This is a genomic window from Erythrobacter dokdonensis DSW-74, from assembly GCF_001677335.1.
In the GTDB taxonomy this organism is placed as follows: Bacteria; Pseudomonadota; Alphaproteobacteria; order Sphingomonadales; family Sphingomonadaceae; genus Erythrobacter; species Erythrobacter dokdonensis.
The window spans coordinates 689,562-703,654 of the sequence record NZ_LZYB01000001.1 but is presented as its reverse complement, the minus strand read 5'-3'; the positions used below and the strand labels follow the sequence as shown (position 1 = coordinate 703,654).

The 14,093-nt window shown below is 65.2% G+C and carries 14 protein-coding genes and 1 tRNA gene; 8 read left to right on the top strand and 7 right to left on the bottom strand.

Features of this window, described 5'->3' with window-relative positions; all coding sequences use genetic code 11:
• Nucleotides 1-72: 72 nt before the first annotated feature.
• Both I603_RS03345 and I603_RS03340 read left to right on the top strand, forming a co-directional pair.
• Nucleotides 73-990 (top strand): haloalkane dehalogenase, encoded by a 918-nt coding sequence (locus I603_RS03345; protein ID WP_068862355.1) that lies wholly within the window; start codon nt 73-75, stop codon nt 988-990.
• A 17-nt stretch (nt 991-1,007) separates the two neighbouring features.
• Nucleotides 1,008-2,243, top strand: coding sequence for an MFS transporter (locus I603_RS03340; protein ID WP_084439832.1), 1,236 nt, complete (start codon nt 1,008-1,010; stop codon nt 2,241-2,243).
• Here the strand turns inward: I603_RS03340 and I603_RS03335 are convergent.
• From I603_RS03335 to grxC, 4 genes are all read right to left on the bottom strand, one after another.
• Nucleotides 2,202-2,278: transfer RNA gene (locus I603_RS03335), tRNA-Arg, on the bottom strand. The genes I603_RS03340 and I603_RS03335 overlap by 42 nt on opposite strands.
• A gap of 33 nt (nt 2,279-2,311) precedes the next feature.
• Nucleotides 2,312-2,779 (bottom strand): DUF1178 family protein, encoded by a 468-nt coding sequence (locus I603_RS03330; protein ID WP_068862354.1) that lies wholly within the window; start codon nt 2,777-2,779, stop codon nt 2,312-2,314.
• Between the two features lie 6 nt (nt 2,780-2,785).
• Entirely contained in the window at nt 2,786-3,607 is an 822-nt protein-coding gene (locus I603_RS03325) for a carbon-nitrogen hydrolase family protein (protein ID WP_068862353.1), read from the bottom strand.
• Between the two features lie 14 nt (nt 3,608-3,621).
• Nucleotides 3,622-3,885 (bottom strand): glutaredoxin 3, encoded by a 264-nt coding sequence (grxC, locus tag I603_RS03320; RefSeq protein ID WP_068862352.1) that lies wholly within the window; start codon nt 3,883-3,885, stop codon nt 3,622-3,624.
• A 153-nt stretch (nt 3,886-4,038) separates the two neighbouring features.
• On the opposite strand from grxC, the gene I603_RS03315 reads away from it, so the two are divergent.
• Nucleotides 4,039-4,521, top strand: coding sequence for an Hsp20 family protein (locus I603_RS03315; RefSeq protein WP_068862351.1), 483 nt, complete (start codon nt 4,039-4,041; stop codon nt 4,519-4,521).
• 386 nt (nt 4,522-4,907) lie between these two features.
• On the opposite strand, the gene I603_RS03310 is transcribed toward I603_RS03315, so the two are convergent.
• The 3 genes from I603_RS03310 to tpiA form a co-directional block, all read right to left on the bottom strand.
• Nucleotides 4,908-6,545, bottom strand: coding sequence for a CTP synthase (locus I603_RS03310; protein ID WP_068862350.1), 1,638 nt, complete (start codon nt 6,543-6,545; stop codon nt 4,908-4,910).
• Between the two features lie 126 nt (nt 6,546-6,671).
• The gene (gene secG, locus I603_RS03305; protein ID WP_198157212.1) at nt 6,672-7,046 is read right to left on the bottom strand and encodes a preprotein translocase subunit SecG; all 375 of its coding nucleotides are present in this window, start codon (nt 7,044-7,046) and stop codon (nt 6,672-6,674) included.
• A gap of 96 nt (nt 7,047-7,142) precedes the next feature.
• The gene (tpiA, locus tag I603_RS03300; RefSeq protein WP_068862349.1) at nt 7,143-7,916 is read right to left on the bottom strand and encodes a triose-phosphate isomerase; all 774 of its coding nucleotides are present in this window, start codon (nt 7,914-7,916) and stop codon (nt 7,143-7,145) included.
• A gap of 247 nt (nt 7,917-8,163) precedes the next feature.
• Here tpiA and I603_RS03295 point away from each other — a divergent pair, with 247 nt between their 5' ends.
• The 5 genes from I603_RS03295 (at nt 8,164) to trpD (ending at nt 14,092) form a co-directional block, all read left to right on the top strand.
• Nucleotides 8,164-10,095 carry a peptidylprolyl isomerase gene (locus I603_RS03295; RefSeq protein ID WP_068862348.1) on the top strand — a complete coding sequence of 644 codons (1,932 nt, stop codon included), beginning with the start codon at nt 8,164-8,166 and terminating at the stop codon, nt 10,093-10,095.
• A gap of 172 nt (nt 10,096-10,267) precedes the next feature.
• Nucleotides 10,268-11,659: an anthranilate synthase component I family protein gene (locus I603_RS03290; RefSeq protein ID WP_407643901.1), complete on the top strand. Its 1,392-nt coding sequence runs from the start codon at nt 10,268-10,270 to the stop codon at nt 11,657-11,659.
• Complete coding sequence (locus tag I603_RS03285) at nt 11,656-12,495, top strand: phosphodiester glycosidase family protein (protein ID WP_068862347.1); 840 nt, start codon at nt 11,656-11,658, stop codon at nt 12,493-12,495. The genes I603_RS03290 and I603_RS03285 overlap by 4 nt, the downstream gene beginning before the upstream one ends.
• Nucleotides 12,492-13,103, top strand: a complete 612-nt coding sequence (locus I603_RS03280; protein WP_068862346.1) for an anthranilate synthase component II — start codon at nt 12,492-12,494, stop codon at nt 13,101-13,103. Before I603_RS03285 ends, I603_RS03280 begins: the two co-directional genes overlap by 4 nt.
• A complete protein-coding gene (gene trpD / locus I603_RS03275; protein ID WP_068862345.1) occupies nt 13,100-14,092 on the top strand; it encodes an anthranilate phosphoribosyltransferase in 993 nt (330 codons plus the stop codon). Before I603_RS03280 ends, trpD begins: the two co-directional genes overlap by 4 nt.
• Nucleotide 14,093: the final 1 nt, after the last annotated feature.

Here is a 14,093-nt window from a genome sequence, read left to right as displayed (position 1 = left end):
TTTTCCGTAACACAAGCGCGCTGGCAATCCCGCTTCGATCTGATAATCAGCGCCGCAGACGGGAGACAAGCCTTGAAAGTCATCACGCATGATCCGGCCCGCTTTGCGGACTTGCCCGATTATCCTTTTGCCGAAAACTGGCTGACGATCGATCTGGGCGACGGGTTTTCCGGGCGGATGCATTACCTCGACGAAGGCCCGAGGGATGGCCCTGCACTGCTGCTGTTTCACGGCGAACCGAGCTGGAGCTACCTTTATCGCAAGATGATTCCGCTGCTGGTCAAGGCAGGCTTTCGCTGTCTTGCACCCGACCTCATCGGCTTCGGCAAGAGCGACAAGCCGGATGATCAGAGCTTCTATACCTACGCCCGCCATGCCGACTGGCTGAGGCAGTGGCGCAATGCCGTGGTTCCTGAAGTCGCGGGGCTGTTCTGTCAGGACTGGGGCGGCCTGCTGGGGCTGAGGCTGGTCGGGCAGGAACCTGACCGCTTCGCCTTCGTGGTTGCCAGCAACACTTTCCTTCCTGCAGGCGGCGGCAAGGCATCGCCCGGCTTTCTGGCCTGGCGGGAATTCGCCCGTTCCTCGCCCGATTTCCGGATCGGCGGGATCATGGATCGTGGCTGCCAGAGCGTCCTCTCGCCCGCCGAAGTGGCCGCCTATGACGCCCCCTTCCCCGACGAACCTAGCAAGGCCGGCGCGCGCGCCTTTCCGCAGCTGGTTCCGGTCGAGGACGACAAGCCGGGCGTTGCCGACAACATCGCCGCATGGAAGGGCCTGGCTGCATTCGACAAGCCGTTTCTGACATTGTTCGGCGAGGATGATCCGGTTCTGGGTGCCGCCGGCCCGCAATTGGCCGGACGGATCAAGGGCGCCGAGGGCCAGCCCCACGCTATGCTTTCGCGCTGCGGCCATTTCAGCCAGGAAGATCGCCCGCAGGAACTTGTCGACGGCGTGGTCGCCATGGCGCGCAAGGCGGGCTTTGCCGTTTGATCCAAACCGGACAAGACATGGCCTCCTGCACCTATCTCACCCGCGCGCAGGAATATGCGCTGGCGGTGACGATCGCGGTGGTGACGGCCAATGCCTATTACATCCACCCGATCATCGGCGAGGTGGCGCGCAGCTTCGGTATCGGCGAAGGCGAGATCGGTATCGTTCCGGCGCTGAACCAGCTGGCGTTGGCGCTCGGCATCCTGCTGCTTCTGCCTCTCGGTGACCGCTATTCCAACCGGGGCCTGTGCCTCATCTTCGTCAGTGCGCAGACGATCTGCCTTCTGGGGATGGTGCTGGCGGCCAACCTTGCCGTGTTCACTGCCGCATCGACGCTGCTGGGGTTCTTCACCATTGCCCCCTACCTGATCCCCGCCTTCGCATCGAAGCGGGTCGCGCCCGAACGACTGGGGCAGGTCACCGCGCTGCTGACGGCCGGGGTGATCTTCGGCATCCTCGTCGCACGAATGGGGGCCGGGATCATTTCCGAACATGCCGAATGGCCGATCGTCTATGTCTGCGCGCTGGTGCTGATGGCGGGCGTGACGCTGTTTCTGCCCGTCGCGATGCGCAGCGATCCCGCCGCACGCAAGCAACCCGCGACGAGCTATGCAGGGCTCGTCAGATCGGTATTCTCGCTTGCCGCGAGCCATCCCGACATGCGGCTTTCGGCGCTTATCCAGGGGCTCAACTTCGCCATGTTCACGGCCAGCTGGCTGGCGCTGGCGTTGCATCTGACCAGTCGGGAACTGGGGTATGGCACCGACAGCGTCGGCTATCTTGCCGGGATCGCCGCGATCAGCATCATCACCACCCCGCGGCTGGGTCGCTGGGCTGACCGGGTGGGCGCAAGGCATGCAAGGGTTGCCGCAGCGCTGATCCAATTTGCAGGGACGACCCTGTTCTATCCGCTTGGATCGAGCATCGCCGGCCTCGTCGTGCCGCTGGTACTGGTCAACATTGTCGGCCCGACCATCGACGTGACCGGCCGCATGACCTTTCTCGCGCTTGCTCCTGAAATCCGCACCCGGCTGACAACCTTCTACATCGTGGTGATGTTTGTGGGCGGCGCGATCGGCAGTGCGCTGGGCACCTTCGTCTACGATGTCGGAGGCTGGGCCGGGACCTGCGCGATGTTGCTGGCAATGTCGGGAACAGTCGTCAGCCTGTCCGTGCTGGCCGAGCGCAAATGGCGGCGAACGGCACGGGAATGGCGACCCCGGCGCGATTCGAACGCGCGGCCCTCAGATTAGGAATCTGATGCTCTATCCTGCTGAGCTACGGGGTCCCGTGCAGCGTCATAGCAGCCGGGAATTACCTTTCAATTGAGTTTGTCCGGAGGCGCGACCGGAAAGGGCAGCGGAGCGACAGGAACACCCTCGTCAATAAGGGCCTTGGCCTCGGCCAGTGTCGCCTGCCCGTGGATCGGTGCCTCGTCGCGCTCGCCATAATGCATGGCGCGCGATTCCTCAGCGAACTTCTCGCCGACCCAGGTGCTTTTGCTGAGGGCCTCGGCCTGCGCCTTTGCAAGCGCGGCAAGCGCCTTCTGGACTTCGAGCGGCATCGGCGTGTTGGCGACGGGCCGCGAGGCTTCGGTCGGCAGGGGATCCTGCCGGACATTGCCCTTGACCGGCACCGCCGGCGCCATCGGAGCCTTGGCAACCTCGGTCGAACCGCAATGCGGGCAAGCCAGCAATCCGCGCGAACGCTGGTCGGCATAGTCGGCAGAGGAGCCGAACCAGCCCTCGAACCGGTGGCCATCGGCACAGGAAAGGTCAAACACGATCATGACAGGTCAGGACTTGGGAATTTCGCGGCGATTGGCAAGGGCCGGCACTTGCCTGCGCACTTCGGAAATGCGCCCGAAGTCGATGTCGCACAGGGCAAGGCCCGGTTCCTGCCCTCCCATGTCGAGCAGAACCTCGCCCCAGGGATCGACCACGAGGCTGTGGCCATAGGTTTCGCGCCCGTCCTCGTGGCGCCCGACCTGTGCCGCCGCGATGACGAAGGCCTGCGCCTCGATCGCGCGGGCGCGCAGCATGACATGCCAATGCGCCTCGCCGGTGGGCTTCGTGAAGGCGGCGGGGACGGCAATGGCATCGCAGCGGCGATCCCCCAGCGCGCCGAACAGGGCAGGAAAGCGCAGATCGTAGCAGACCGTCAGTCCGAGCCGTCCGATCGGTGTATCCTCCACCGTGACAACCTCGCGCCCCGGTTCATAGGCCGCGCTTTCGCGCCATGCCTCGCCGGTCGCGAGCTGGACGTCGAACATGTGGATCTTGTCATAGGTAACAGGGTCTGCACCCTGCCCGCGGAAAAAGAACGAGCGGTTGGCCCATTTGCCATTGCGGGCGCGCACCGGCATCGATCCCACGGCAATGTCGATGAAGCTCTTGGCAGCGATGATACGCAGCTGTTCGCTCCAGTCATCCGGCGCGTATGAATTGATGTGCTGCGCCGCACGCTCGCGGTTGCGATCGAGCAGCACGGACATTTCGGGTGTGAACAGCACCATCGCGCCCTGCTTCTCCGCCTTGCGCGCGGCCTGCTCTATGACCTCGAGGTTAGCCTCGGGATCGATCCCCGAGCACATCTGCAGAAGGGCGATTTTCGTCATCAGCCCGCCAGCTCCTATCCCGCCAGCAAGGCGTCGAGCTTGCCCTCGCGTTCCAGCGCGGCAAGATCGTCCGATCCGCCCACGTGAACCTCGCCGATGAAGATCTGCGGCACTGTCATCGCGTTGGGTGCGCGCTCCAGCATCTCCTGACGCTTCGGGCCGCCCATGGTGATGTCATATTCCTGATAGCTGGCGCCCTTCTGGTCGAGCAGGCGCTTGGCGCGCACGCAATAGGGACAGCCGAACTTGGTGTAGATGTCGATCTGCGGGGCGGGCATCGGGTTCCTCTTGAAAGCGGAAAAGTCGCAAACCAGATAGTGCCTGTCGCCGCGTTCCGCCAGTCTCGGGGAACGCAACGGCGGCAAGGCGGGTGCTGCATCCGGCAGGCCTGCATCAGGAAACAAATTGCTCGAACAAGAGGATTTGCATCAATGTCACGTTTCGATTTCACTCCCTATCGCCGCAGCACCGTGGGCTTCGATCGCCTGTTCGACCTGCTCGAGAACCAGGCGCGGCTCAACGCGGGCGACAATTATCCCCCTTTTAACATCTCGCGTAGCGGCGACGACAATTACCGCATCACCCTTGCGGTGGCCGGTTTCCGCCCGCAGGACATCGACATCACCGCGCAGCAGAACCTTCTGGTAGTGCAGGGTCGCAAGCGCGAGGAAGCCGCCGACGGCTCGGAACTGATCCATGTCGGGATTGCCAATCGCGGGTTCGAGCGCCGCTTCGAACTGGCCGATTTCGTGCGCGTTGAAAGCGCCGATCTGGCCGACGGGCTGCTGACCATCGATCTGGTGCGCGAAGTGCCGGAGGCGATGAAGCCCAAGAAGATCGCCATCAACGGCGCGGCCCGCCTCAGCGCCGTTCCGGTGGAGGGCGATGACAATAGTCAGACCAACGCGGCCTGACCGAACACTTCACGAATACCGAATCAAAAGGGGGCGGATTTTTGAATCCGCCCCCGCGGCATCTGCCGCCTCGTCAGCCAATGTCCGTCCGGGTCGCAGAAGACGGACAAGAGCCGGCAAGCTCGTAATGAACGAAGAACGCTCGGGCCAGACCTCAAACAGCCTTGCAGCGCATCCTGAGAGCACTGCAATTTAGGAGCGCGGCCTTGCCAAACCCTCTCCGTGGCCTCGCGTTTAGTGCGGAAACGCAAACTCACGCAAGCGCAAACTTACAAAGTTGTAAGGATGCGACATCGCCGCGCAAAGTATTGTAACAAAACGGGGCGACAAGCCGAAAATCGGGGCCGGAGCGGACGGCATCTCCTGCCCGAATCGGCAGGAAATCTTCACACGAGCCGCGACTGTTCCAGCGCCGCCGCGATGAACCCTGCGAACAAGGGATGGGGATCGAACGGACGCGATTTCAGCTCCGGATGGAACTGCACGCCAACAAACCAGGGGTGATCCGGACGCTCGACAATCTCGGGCAGAAGGCCGTCGGGCGACATGCCCGCAAACACCAGGCCGTCCTTTTCCAAGGGCGCGATGAAGGCGCTGTTGACCTCGTAGCGGTGCCGGTGACGTTCCGAAATCAGCTCGGCGCCGCCATAGATGCGCGAGGCATGACTATTCGCACTCAGTTTGGCCGGATAGGCGCCGAGCCGCATGGTACCGCCCAGATCGCCGCCCGTTTCGCGCTGCTGGAGCCCTTCCTTGCTCATCCACTCGGTGATGATCCCCACCACGGGCGTATCGGTCGGGCCGAACTCGGTTGACGAGGCCTTGGGGAAGCCGGCGGTGCGGGCTCCCTCGATACAGGCCATCTGCATACCGAGGCAGATCCCGAAGAAGGGCACGTTGCGCGTCCGAGCAAATCTGACTGCAGCGATCTTGCCCTCGCTGCCCCGCTCCCCGAAGCCGCCGGGAACGAGGATGCCATGCATCGGCTCCAGCGCGGCCACGATCTGGGAATCGTCATCGCCCTCGAAAATCTCGGCGTCGATCCAGCGGATGTTGACCTTGACCCGGTTGGCCAGCCCGCCGTGCACCAGTGCCTCGTTGAGGCTCTTGTACGCATCGGGCAGGCCGACATACTTGCCCACCACCGCGATGGTGACTTCGCCTTCGGGATTGAAATAGCGGTCGGTCACGTCGCGCCAGGCCGCAAGGTCGGGCTCGGGCGCGTCGGTGATGCCGAAACCCCGCAGAACCTCGGCATCGAGCCCTTCGGCGTGATATTGCAGCGGCACCGAATAGATCGAAGGCGCATCAAGCGCCGGGATGACCGCCTCTTTCCTGACGTTGCAGAAATTGGCGATTTTCTGGCGTTCACCATCGGGAATCGGGTGCTCGGCACGGCACAGCAATACGTCGGGCTTGATGCCGAGGCTGGCCAGTTCGCGCACGGAGTGCTGGGTCGGCTTGGTCTTCAACTCGCCGGCCGCCTTGATGTAGGGCACCAGTGTGACATGCACGCTGAGCGTCTGGAGCGGTTCAAGCTCGTTCCGGAGCTGGCGGATCGCCTCCATGAAAGGAAGCGATTCGATATCGCCCACCGTCCCGCCGATCTCGCACAGGATGAAATCATGGTCGCCCTGGTCGGCGAGCGCGAAAGCCTTGATCGCGTCGGTCACGTGGGGGATCACCTGCACCGTCGCGCCGAGATAGTCGCCGCGGCGTTCCTTGGCGATGATGTCGCGATAGACGCGGCCCGACGTGATATTGTCGGACTGGCGCGCCGACACGCCGGTAAAGCGTTCGTAATGCCCCAGATCGAGATCGGTCTCCGCCCCGTCATCGGTGACATAGACCTCGCCGTGCTGATACGGGCTCATCGTGCCCGGATCGACGTTGAGATACGGGTCGAACTTGCGGATGCGGACCTTGTAGCCGCGCGCTTGCAACAGCGCCGCGAGCGATGCCGCCATGAGACCTTTGCCGAGCGAGGAGACCACGCCGCCGGTGATAAAAATGAACCGCGCCATGGGAGTCGGGCCTTAAGCAAGATGAGGGATTCGGGGCAAGCGAATTGCGACGGAGCGAGAGGCTCCATCCACAGCAATCGCCAATGAGGGAACAGATCGCGGCAGGCCGCGTCCGGTGGTGCGGGACTATTCGGCCAGCGGATCGGCGGCCGGTTCATCCGCGGCAGGCGCGGCCCCGTCCGGAGCGGCCGACGGCTCGGCCAGAAGATCCGGCGCGCCCGCAGGGGCATTGGCGCCGCGCTCAAGCGTGGTCGAAATGGTGCCGACGCTGCTTTCACGAACCGCCAGCGCCGCCAGCACGATCGACAGCACCACGAAGATGACCGCCAGCCACTTGGTCGCCTTGGTCATGAAGTCCGCAGCCCCGCGCGCGCCGAAGGCACCCGACGGGCTTCCGCCGATCCCGAGACCGCCGCCTTCCGAACGCTGCATCAGCACCGCGCCCACGAGCGCGGCGGCCACCAGTGCCTGAATGACGGTAATGAAGATGAACAGGGACATGAAACCATCTCGTCAAAGGGCGCGCCAGCGCCCGGGGATAAATCTGCGCGCCATGTAGGCCGCGCGCGGCACTTCGGCAAGGGTGCTGGCCCGAACCTAGAGGTCGCTGGGTTCGCCTGCCGCAAGCGCAATGCCCATGAAGCTGTCCGCTGTCAGGCTGGCGCCGCCGACCAGTGCCCCGCCGACATCGGGGACTGCGAAGATTTCGGCGGCGTTATCGGGCTTGACCGACCCGCCATAAAGAATGCGCACCGCCCCGCCCTGCTCCTCGCCGTAGAGTTCGACCAGCAGGCCGCGGATCTCCGCGTGCATCTGGGCAATGTCCTCAACCGTGGCGGCGGTGCCGGTGCCGATCGCCCAGATCGGCTCGTAGGCCACCGTAATGCGCTCGGCGATGTCGCCATTGACCTCTTCCGCAGACGGCAAGGAGCCCTTGAGCTGTTTTTTGACGAAGGCCACCGCCCGGCCCGAATCGCGCGTCTTGGCGCTTTCCCCGCAACACATGATGATCCTCAGTCCCGCGGCCAGCGCGGCGCCGGCCTTGGCGCGAACGAGGGAATCGCTCTCGCCATGGGCCTCGCGCCGCTCGGAATGGCCGAGGATGACGAATTTTGCTCCGGCATCGGCTACCATCGCGGCGGAAATATCGCCGGTGTGGGCACCGCCTTCGGCATGGTGGCAATCCTGCGCACCGACCGAGATCTGCTCGGCCTCGCGATGGATCGGGTGGATCAGCGTGAACGGCGGCGCGAGCGCCACCTCGACCTTCATGTGCCGCTGGGCCGCGCGGTCGATCGCCCGTGCTTCGGACAGCATCGCGCGGGTACCGTGCATCTTCCAGTTTCCGACAATATAAGGCCGGCGAGTCATCAGTGTGTCCTGAACCTTTGGAGAGATAAGGTGATTCCCCCGGGGCTTTAGGGCCATGGGGCCGCGTGCGCTAGCCGAGGAAGGCCGGACAGTCAAAAGACCCTTTCAACAAAAGGGCCGCAGACCTGTTGCGGCGCGCTTCCGGGACCGATAAAGCGCCCCCACGCCGGATTGATTTGCGGCGCGCCGGGGACGCCGCGACTGTTCCCGACATCTGCCGGTCTTCTCGCTTAGGGTCATCCCAGCAATGCTCTCCTTCTTCCGACGTTTCTTCCAGTCGAAAATCGGCCTGCCGATCTTTCTGGGCTTTCTGGTCCTGATGGCGCTGGCCTTTGCCGCGGCCGATATCACCGGATCGACTTTCGGAGGGGTATCGGGCGGGGACCGCGTGGCGGTCGTGGGGGGCGAGCCGATCCCCAGCACCGAGTTGGCGACCGCTGCGAACACCGCGCTCGACCAGTTGCGCCAGCAAAACCCGACCCTCGCCATGCCCGAGTTCATCGAGGCCGGTGGGCTCGACGAGGTGATGCGCCAGCTGGTGGATCGCTATGCAATCGGCAACTATGCCGAGCAATACGGGCTGCGCGCCGGCGCCAACCTGGTCAACAGCGAGATCCTGAAGATCCAGGCGTTTCGTTCGCTGACCGGGGAATTCGACGAACAAACCTACCTCGCCGCACTGCGCCAGCGCGGGCTGAGCGATGCGGTGTTCCGCCGCGATCTGGCCGACGGGCTGCTTGAAGACCAGCTGCTGCGCCCGGCGCTTGCCGCGCCGCAGATGCCCGAAAAGGTCGCGCGCCACTATGCCGCGCTGGTGCTGGAGCGCCGCAAGGGCGAGATCGCGCTGATCCCCAGCAGCGCGTTCGCGCCGAGCGAAGGGCCGACCGACACGCAGCTGACCGAATGGTACGGCGCAAACCGCAGCCAGTTCCTGCGCCCCGAGCGCCGCACCCTGCGCTTTGCCGTCTTCGGCGATGGCACGCTCGAAGTATCGGCAACCCCGACCGAGGCCGAGATCGAGGCCCGCTACAAGCGCGATGCCGACCAGTACAAGGCGAGCGAGCGTCGCGCGATCACATCCTTCGTGGTGCCGACCGAGGATGCCGCCAAGGCGCTTGCCGCCCGCATCCGTGGAGGCATGTCGCTCGAAGCGGCCGCGCGCGAGGCGGGTTTCAGTGCCTCGGCGACCGAATTGCGCAGCCGCGAGGACCTCGCCAACGCGACCAGCTTTGCCTTTGCCGAGAATGCCTTCAAGGCGGACAAGGGCGCGGTGATTGTCCCCGCGCAGGGCTCGCTCGGATGGTATGTTGCCCGAGTCGACCAGATCGAGCGGATCCCTGCCCGTAGCCTCGCAGACGTCCGCGGCCAGATCGCGCAGCAACTGGGGATCGAAAAGCGTGCGGCGGCGGTTGCCGATCTCACCGCCGAGATCGAAGCCGAGATCGATAGCGGCACCGCGCTCGCCGAGGTAGCAAAGGCCTATGGACTGACTGTCGAGACCACGCCGCCCCTGCTTGCCGACGGAAAGGCTTTCGGCCGCCCCGATATCCAGATTGTCCCGCAGCTTGCCCGGGTGCTGGCAACCGCCTTCCAGATGGAGGAAAGCGAGCCGCAGCTGGCGCAGGTGGGGGCAGAGGAATTCGTGGTCTTCGAAGTTGCACGGGTGGACGAATCCGCCGCCCCGCCGCTGGCCGAGGTCAGGGAACAGGCAGCAGCCGCATGGCGCCGGGCGCAGGGCGCCAGGCTCGCCAAGGCCTCGGCGGACCGGATCATCGGCAAGGTTCGCGGCGAGACCGGACTTGCCGCCGCGCTTGCGGCAGAGAATACGCCCGGTCTGCAAAGCGAGGTGATCGATCTGGAGCGCCGCCAGCTGCTCGCCGGCCGGCAGGGCAATGTCCCGCCGCCGCTGGTGCTGATGTTCAGCATGGCCGAAGGTTCGGTCAAGCTGCTTGAGGCGCCGCGCGACATCGGCTGGTATGTGATCAGCCTGGACAGGATCACCACCGATCCGGTCGAGGACGAGCCCGGACTGCTTGAACAGACCCGTAGCCAGCTCGCGCCGACGCTCGCCGCAGAATATCGCCGCCAGGCGGCTTCGGCGATGCGCGAGGAAGTGGGCACGACCCGCAATGATGCAGCGGTCGAGGCGGTGCGCAAGCAGCTTGCCGGCGAATCGTGATCCGGGGTGCCGCCGCTTCGTGACCAAAGGCCCTGACCTGACCGCACTGCCGCCCGGCCTGCCCGAAAACGCCGCCGCTGCCGCCGCCATACTGGCGGTCGGCAAGCCCGCGCTGGTGTGGCGTCGCATCATCGCCGACAGCGACACGCCGGTGGGTGCGGCCCGCAGGTTGATGGTACCCGGCCGCGGCGATTTCCTGCTCGAATCGGTCGAAGGCGGCGAGGTGCGCGGGCGTTACAGCCTGCTCGGGCTCGATCCTGATCTGGTGTTCCGCGCCAAAGGCAGTGCCGGCTCCGTGAACCGCAAATGGCAGATGGACCGCGAGAGCTTCGAGCCGCTTGCGGGCGATGCGCTGAACGAACTGCGCGCGCTCGCGGCCGATTGCCGGATCGAGCCGATGCCCGAAGGCCTGCCCCCGGCGCTCGCCTGCCTCGTCGGTTATCTCGGTTACGAAACGATCGGCCTGGTCGAACGCCTGCCGCGCGCCGCCGAGAGTTCGCTTGCCCTGCCCGACATGCTGTTCGTGCGTCCGACCGTCATCCTGGTGTTCGACGGACTGACCAATGCCCTGTTCGCCATCGCCCCGATCTGGGAGGCGGACGACCCGGTTGCGGCAGTGGAGCGTGCGGGTGAACGGATCGATGCGACGTTGAGCCAGCTCGGCACGGCGCTCCCCGCAGACACCGGCGATGCAGTGCCCGACGCCCTGCCCGACCTCGCCCCCGTGATCGCCCCGGATGACTACAAGGCAATGGCCCTGCGGGCCAAAGACTACATCCTTGCGGGCGATATCTTCCAGGTCGTGCTGGCCCAGCGTTTCACCTGCCCCTTTACCCTGCCCCCGCTGGCGCTTTATCGCGCCTTGCGCCGGGTGAACCCGTCTCCCTTCCTGTATTTCCTCGACCTGCCGGGCTTCGCGCTGGTGGGTTCTTCTCCGGAAATTCTGGTGCGGGTGCGAGAGGGTGAGGTAACCATCCGCCCGATCGCCGGCACGCGGCCCCGCGGCGCCACCCGCGAGGAAGACGTCGCCAACGAGGCCAGCCTGCTCGCCGATCCCAAGGAGCGCGCCGAGCACCTGATGCTGCTCGATCTCGGCCGCAACGATGTGGGCCGGGTGGCAGCGGCGGGTACGGTCGAGGTGACCGACAGCTTCACGATCGAACGCTACAGCCACGTCATGCACATTGTCAGCAATGTCGTAGGGCAGCTGGACGCTTCGAAAGATGCACTCGATGCCCTATTCGCGGGCTTTCCGGCCGGCACCGTTTCCGGCGCGCCGAAGATCCGTGCATGCGAGATCATCGCCGAACTCGAACCCGAAACGCGCGGTGCCTATGCCGGAGGAGTCGGATATTTCGCGCCCGACGGCAGCCTTGATTCCTGCATCGTGCTGCGCACTGCCGTGGTCAAGGACGGGGTAATGCACGTGCAGGCGGGCGCGGGGATCGTTGCGGATTCCGATCCGGATTACGAACTCGCCGAATGCCGCGCCAAGGCCGGTGCGCTGATCGCCGCCGCCCGCGAGGCGGTGCGGGTCGCGGGCGAGCCGGGATATGGCCAATGATGCGCATGCTTGCCGTTGCTGCACTGCCGCTGGTGCTGGCCGCCTGCACAGAAGCCCCGGCGGGCGAACCCGTGACGCGCGTCAATCTTGACGGCACCCCGATTGCCGACACGCCCGGCCCATCGCCCGCTCCGGCGCAAGCGAGTGCCCCATCGGCCTGCCGCAAGGTGGTTTTCGAGGAGGTGCCGCTGGTCCATTGCACTGCCGATCCCGCCGCGCACCGTATCACGATGGCCAATGCCGGCGCCGACAGCCAGCCCTTCGCCTCGCTCAGTGCCTTCGCGGCCAGCGTCGATCCGGAGGCAATCGCCTTCGCGATGAACGGCGGCATTTATGGCGATGACCTGAAAGCCATCGGCTACTACGTCGAGAACGGCGAGCGCCTTTCCGAACTCGATCGCGGGGATGGAGAAGGCAATTTCTACATGAAGCCCAACGGGGTGTTCTTTGGCACCGGCGGGCAATGGCGCGTGATCGCCAGCGAGACCTTCTTTGCCACTGTGGACGAGCGCCCCGAATTCGGAACCCAGTCGGGCCCCATGCTGGTGATCGAGGGCAAGCTGCATCCCGATATCCAGGACAACGGCCCGTCGCGGGCGATCCGCAACGGGGTCGGGGTGGACGCGCAAGGCAAGGCCCATTTCGTCATTGCCGATGCCCCGGTCAGCTTCGGACAGCTTGCCCGCTATTTCCGTGACGAGGTGAAGGTCGCCAATGCGCTTTATCTTGACGGGCTGGTCTCGGGCCTGTGGGACCCGGCCGGCGGGCGAATGGACCAGACCCGCGTCGGCCCGATCATCGTGGTGACGAAACGCGAAAAGGCAGCAGGCGCATGATCCTCGTCATCGACAACTACGACAGCTTCACCTTCAATCTTGTCCATTATCTCATGGAACTGGGGGCTGAAGTGCGGGTCGAGCGCAATGACGCACTGACCGCCGCCGAGGCGCTGCAAACGGGCGCGGCCGGCTTCCTGATCTCGCCCGGTCCCTGCACTCCGACCGAGGCAGGCATCAGCCTTGATCTGGTCGCGGCCTGTGCCGATGCACAGCGGCCGTTGATGGGCGTGTGCCTCGGCCATCAGGCGATCGGCCAGCATTTCGGCGGGACAGTCCAGCGCGGCGGGCTGATGCATGGCAAGACCTCGCCTGTCACCCACGACGGGACAGGCGTGTTCGCCGGACTGCCTTCCCCCTTCACCGCCACGCGCTATCACAGTCTGGAAGTGGTGAATGTGCCGCCTGCGCTCATCGCCAATGCCCATGCCGAGACCCCGGGAACGGATCATCCGAGCGTGATGGGTTTCCGCCACCAGAGCCTGCCGATCCATTCGGTGCAGTTTCACCCCGAAAGCATCGCCACCGAGCACGGTCACGCCCTGCTTGCCAATTTCGTACGCCTGTGCGGCATGGAGCCGGTGCTGCCCGAAAGGCTCACCACATGACCATCCTGCCCGACGTCACCGTTCCGCTGACCGAAGCCGAGGCCGAGGCGGCCTTCGGCGTGGTGCTCGACGGCGCGCCCTCGGAACAGGAGATCGCCGACTTTCTGGTGGCGCTTTCCGCGCGCGGCGAGACGGCGGACGAAATCGCGGGCGCGGCACGGGCGCTGAGGGCGCGCCTGATCCCGATTGAAGCGCCCGACGGCGCGATCGACGTCTGCGGCACGGGAGGCGACGGTCATCACACCTTGAACGTCTCGACCGCCGTCAGTCTGGTGGTCGCGGCCTGCGGCGTGCCGGTCGCCAAGCATGGCAACCGCGCAGCCTCGTCCAAGGCGGGCGCGGCGGATACGCTGGAAGCCCTCGGTCTCGATATGGACGCAGCCGGACGCACGGCCGAAAAAACGCTTGCGCAGATCGGAATCTGTTTCCTGTTTGCAAAAAACCACCATCCGGCGATGGCACGCATCCAGCCCATCCGGGTGCGCATCGGACAACGCACCATCTTCAATCTGATGGGTCCGCTGTCGAACCCTGCACGGGTCGAAAGCCAGCTTATCGGGATAGCCCGTCCGGCCTATGTGCCGATCTATGCGGGCGCGTTGGCACGGCTCGGCACGGGAAAGTCGCTGATCGTGTCCGGCGATGAAGGCCTCGACGAGCTCAGTCTGGCGGGCGGGAACGAGGTCGCGGTGGTGACCGGCAACGCCTTTACGATGGAGCGGCTCGATGCCGGCGCGGCGGGCCTTGCCCATGCTCCGATCGAAGCCATCCGCGGCGATGATGCGAAGCATAATGCCGCCGCTTTGAAGGCACTGCTGATGGGTGCGCCCGGTCCCTATCGCGATGCGGTGCTGTTCAATGCGGCCGGTGCCCTGCTGGTGGCGGGTCGCGGCGGCGACTGGCATGAACGGGTCGCAATGGCGGCAGAAGCGCTGGATTCGGGGCGGGCGCTCGGCCTGCTGGAACAATGGATCGCACTGGCAAAGTGAG

Bases quoted from the DNA above. Each gene is read 5' to 3' on its own strand.
- I603_RS03280 (WP_068862346.1), top strand. From the start codon at position 12,492: ATGATCCTCGTCATCGACAACTACGACAGCTTCACCTTCAATCTTGTC.
- I603_RS03325 (WP_068862353.1), bottom strand. From the start codon at position 3,607: ATGACGAAAATCGCCCTTCTGCAGATGTGCTCGGGGATCGATCCCGAG.
- I603_RS03310 (WP_068862350.1), bottom strand. From the start codon at position 6,545: ATGGCGCGGTTCATTTTTATCACCGGCGGCGTGGTCTCCTCGCTCGGC.
- I603_RS03315 (WP_068862351.1), top strand. From the start codon at position 4,039: ATGTCACGTTTCGATTTCACTCCCTATCGCCGCAGCACCGTGGGCTTC.
- I603_RS03290 (WP_407643901.1), top strand. From the start codon at position 10,268: ATGGTACCCGGCCGCGGCGATTTCCTGCTCGAATCGGTCGAAGGCGGC.
- tpiA (WP_068862349.1), bottom strand. From the start codon at position 7,916: ATGACTCGCCGGCCTTATATTGTCGGAAACTGGAAGATGCACGGTACC.
- I603_RS03340 (WP_084439832.1), top strand. From the start codon at position 1,008: ATGGCCTCCTGCACCTATCTCACCCGCGCGCAGGAATATGCGCTGGCG.
- I603_RS03330 (WP_068862354.1), bottom strand. From the start codon at position 2,779: ATGATCGTGTTTGACCTTTCCTGTGCCGATGGCCACCGGTTCGAGGGC.
- I603_RS03285 (WP_068862347.1), top strand. From the start codon at position 11,656: ATGATGCGCATGCTTGCCGTTGCTGCACTGCCGCTGGTGCTGGCCGCC.
- grxC (WP_068862352.1), bottom strand. From the start codon at position 3,885: ATGCCCGCCCCGCAGATCGACATCTACACCAAGTTCGGCTGTCCCTAT.
- trpD (WP_068862345.1), top strand. From the start codon at position 13,100: ATGACCATCCTGCCCGACGTCACCGTTCCGCTGACCGAAGCCGAGGCC.
- secG (WP_198157212.1), bottom strand. From the start codon at position 7,046: ATGTCCCTGTTCATCTTCATTACCGTCATTCAGGCACTGGTGGCCGCC.
- I603_RS03295 (WP_068862348.1), top strand. From the start codon at position 8,164: ATGCTCTCCTTCTTCCGACGTTTCTTCCAGTCGAAAATCGGCCTGCCG.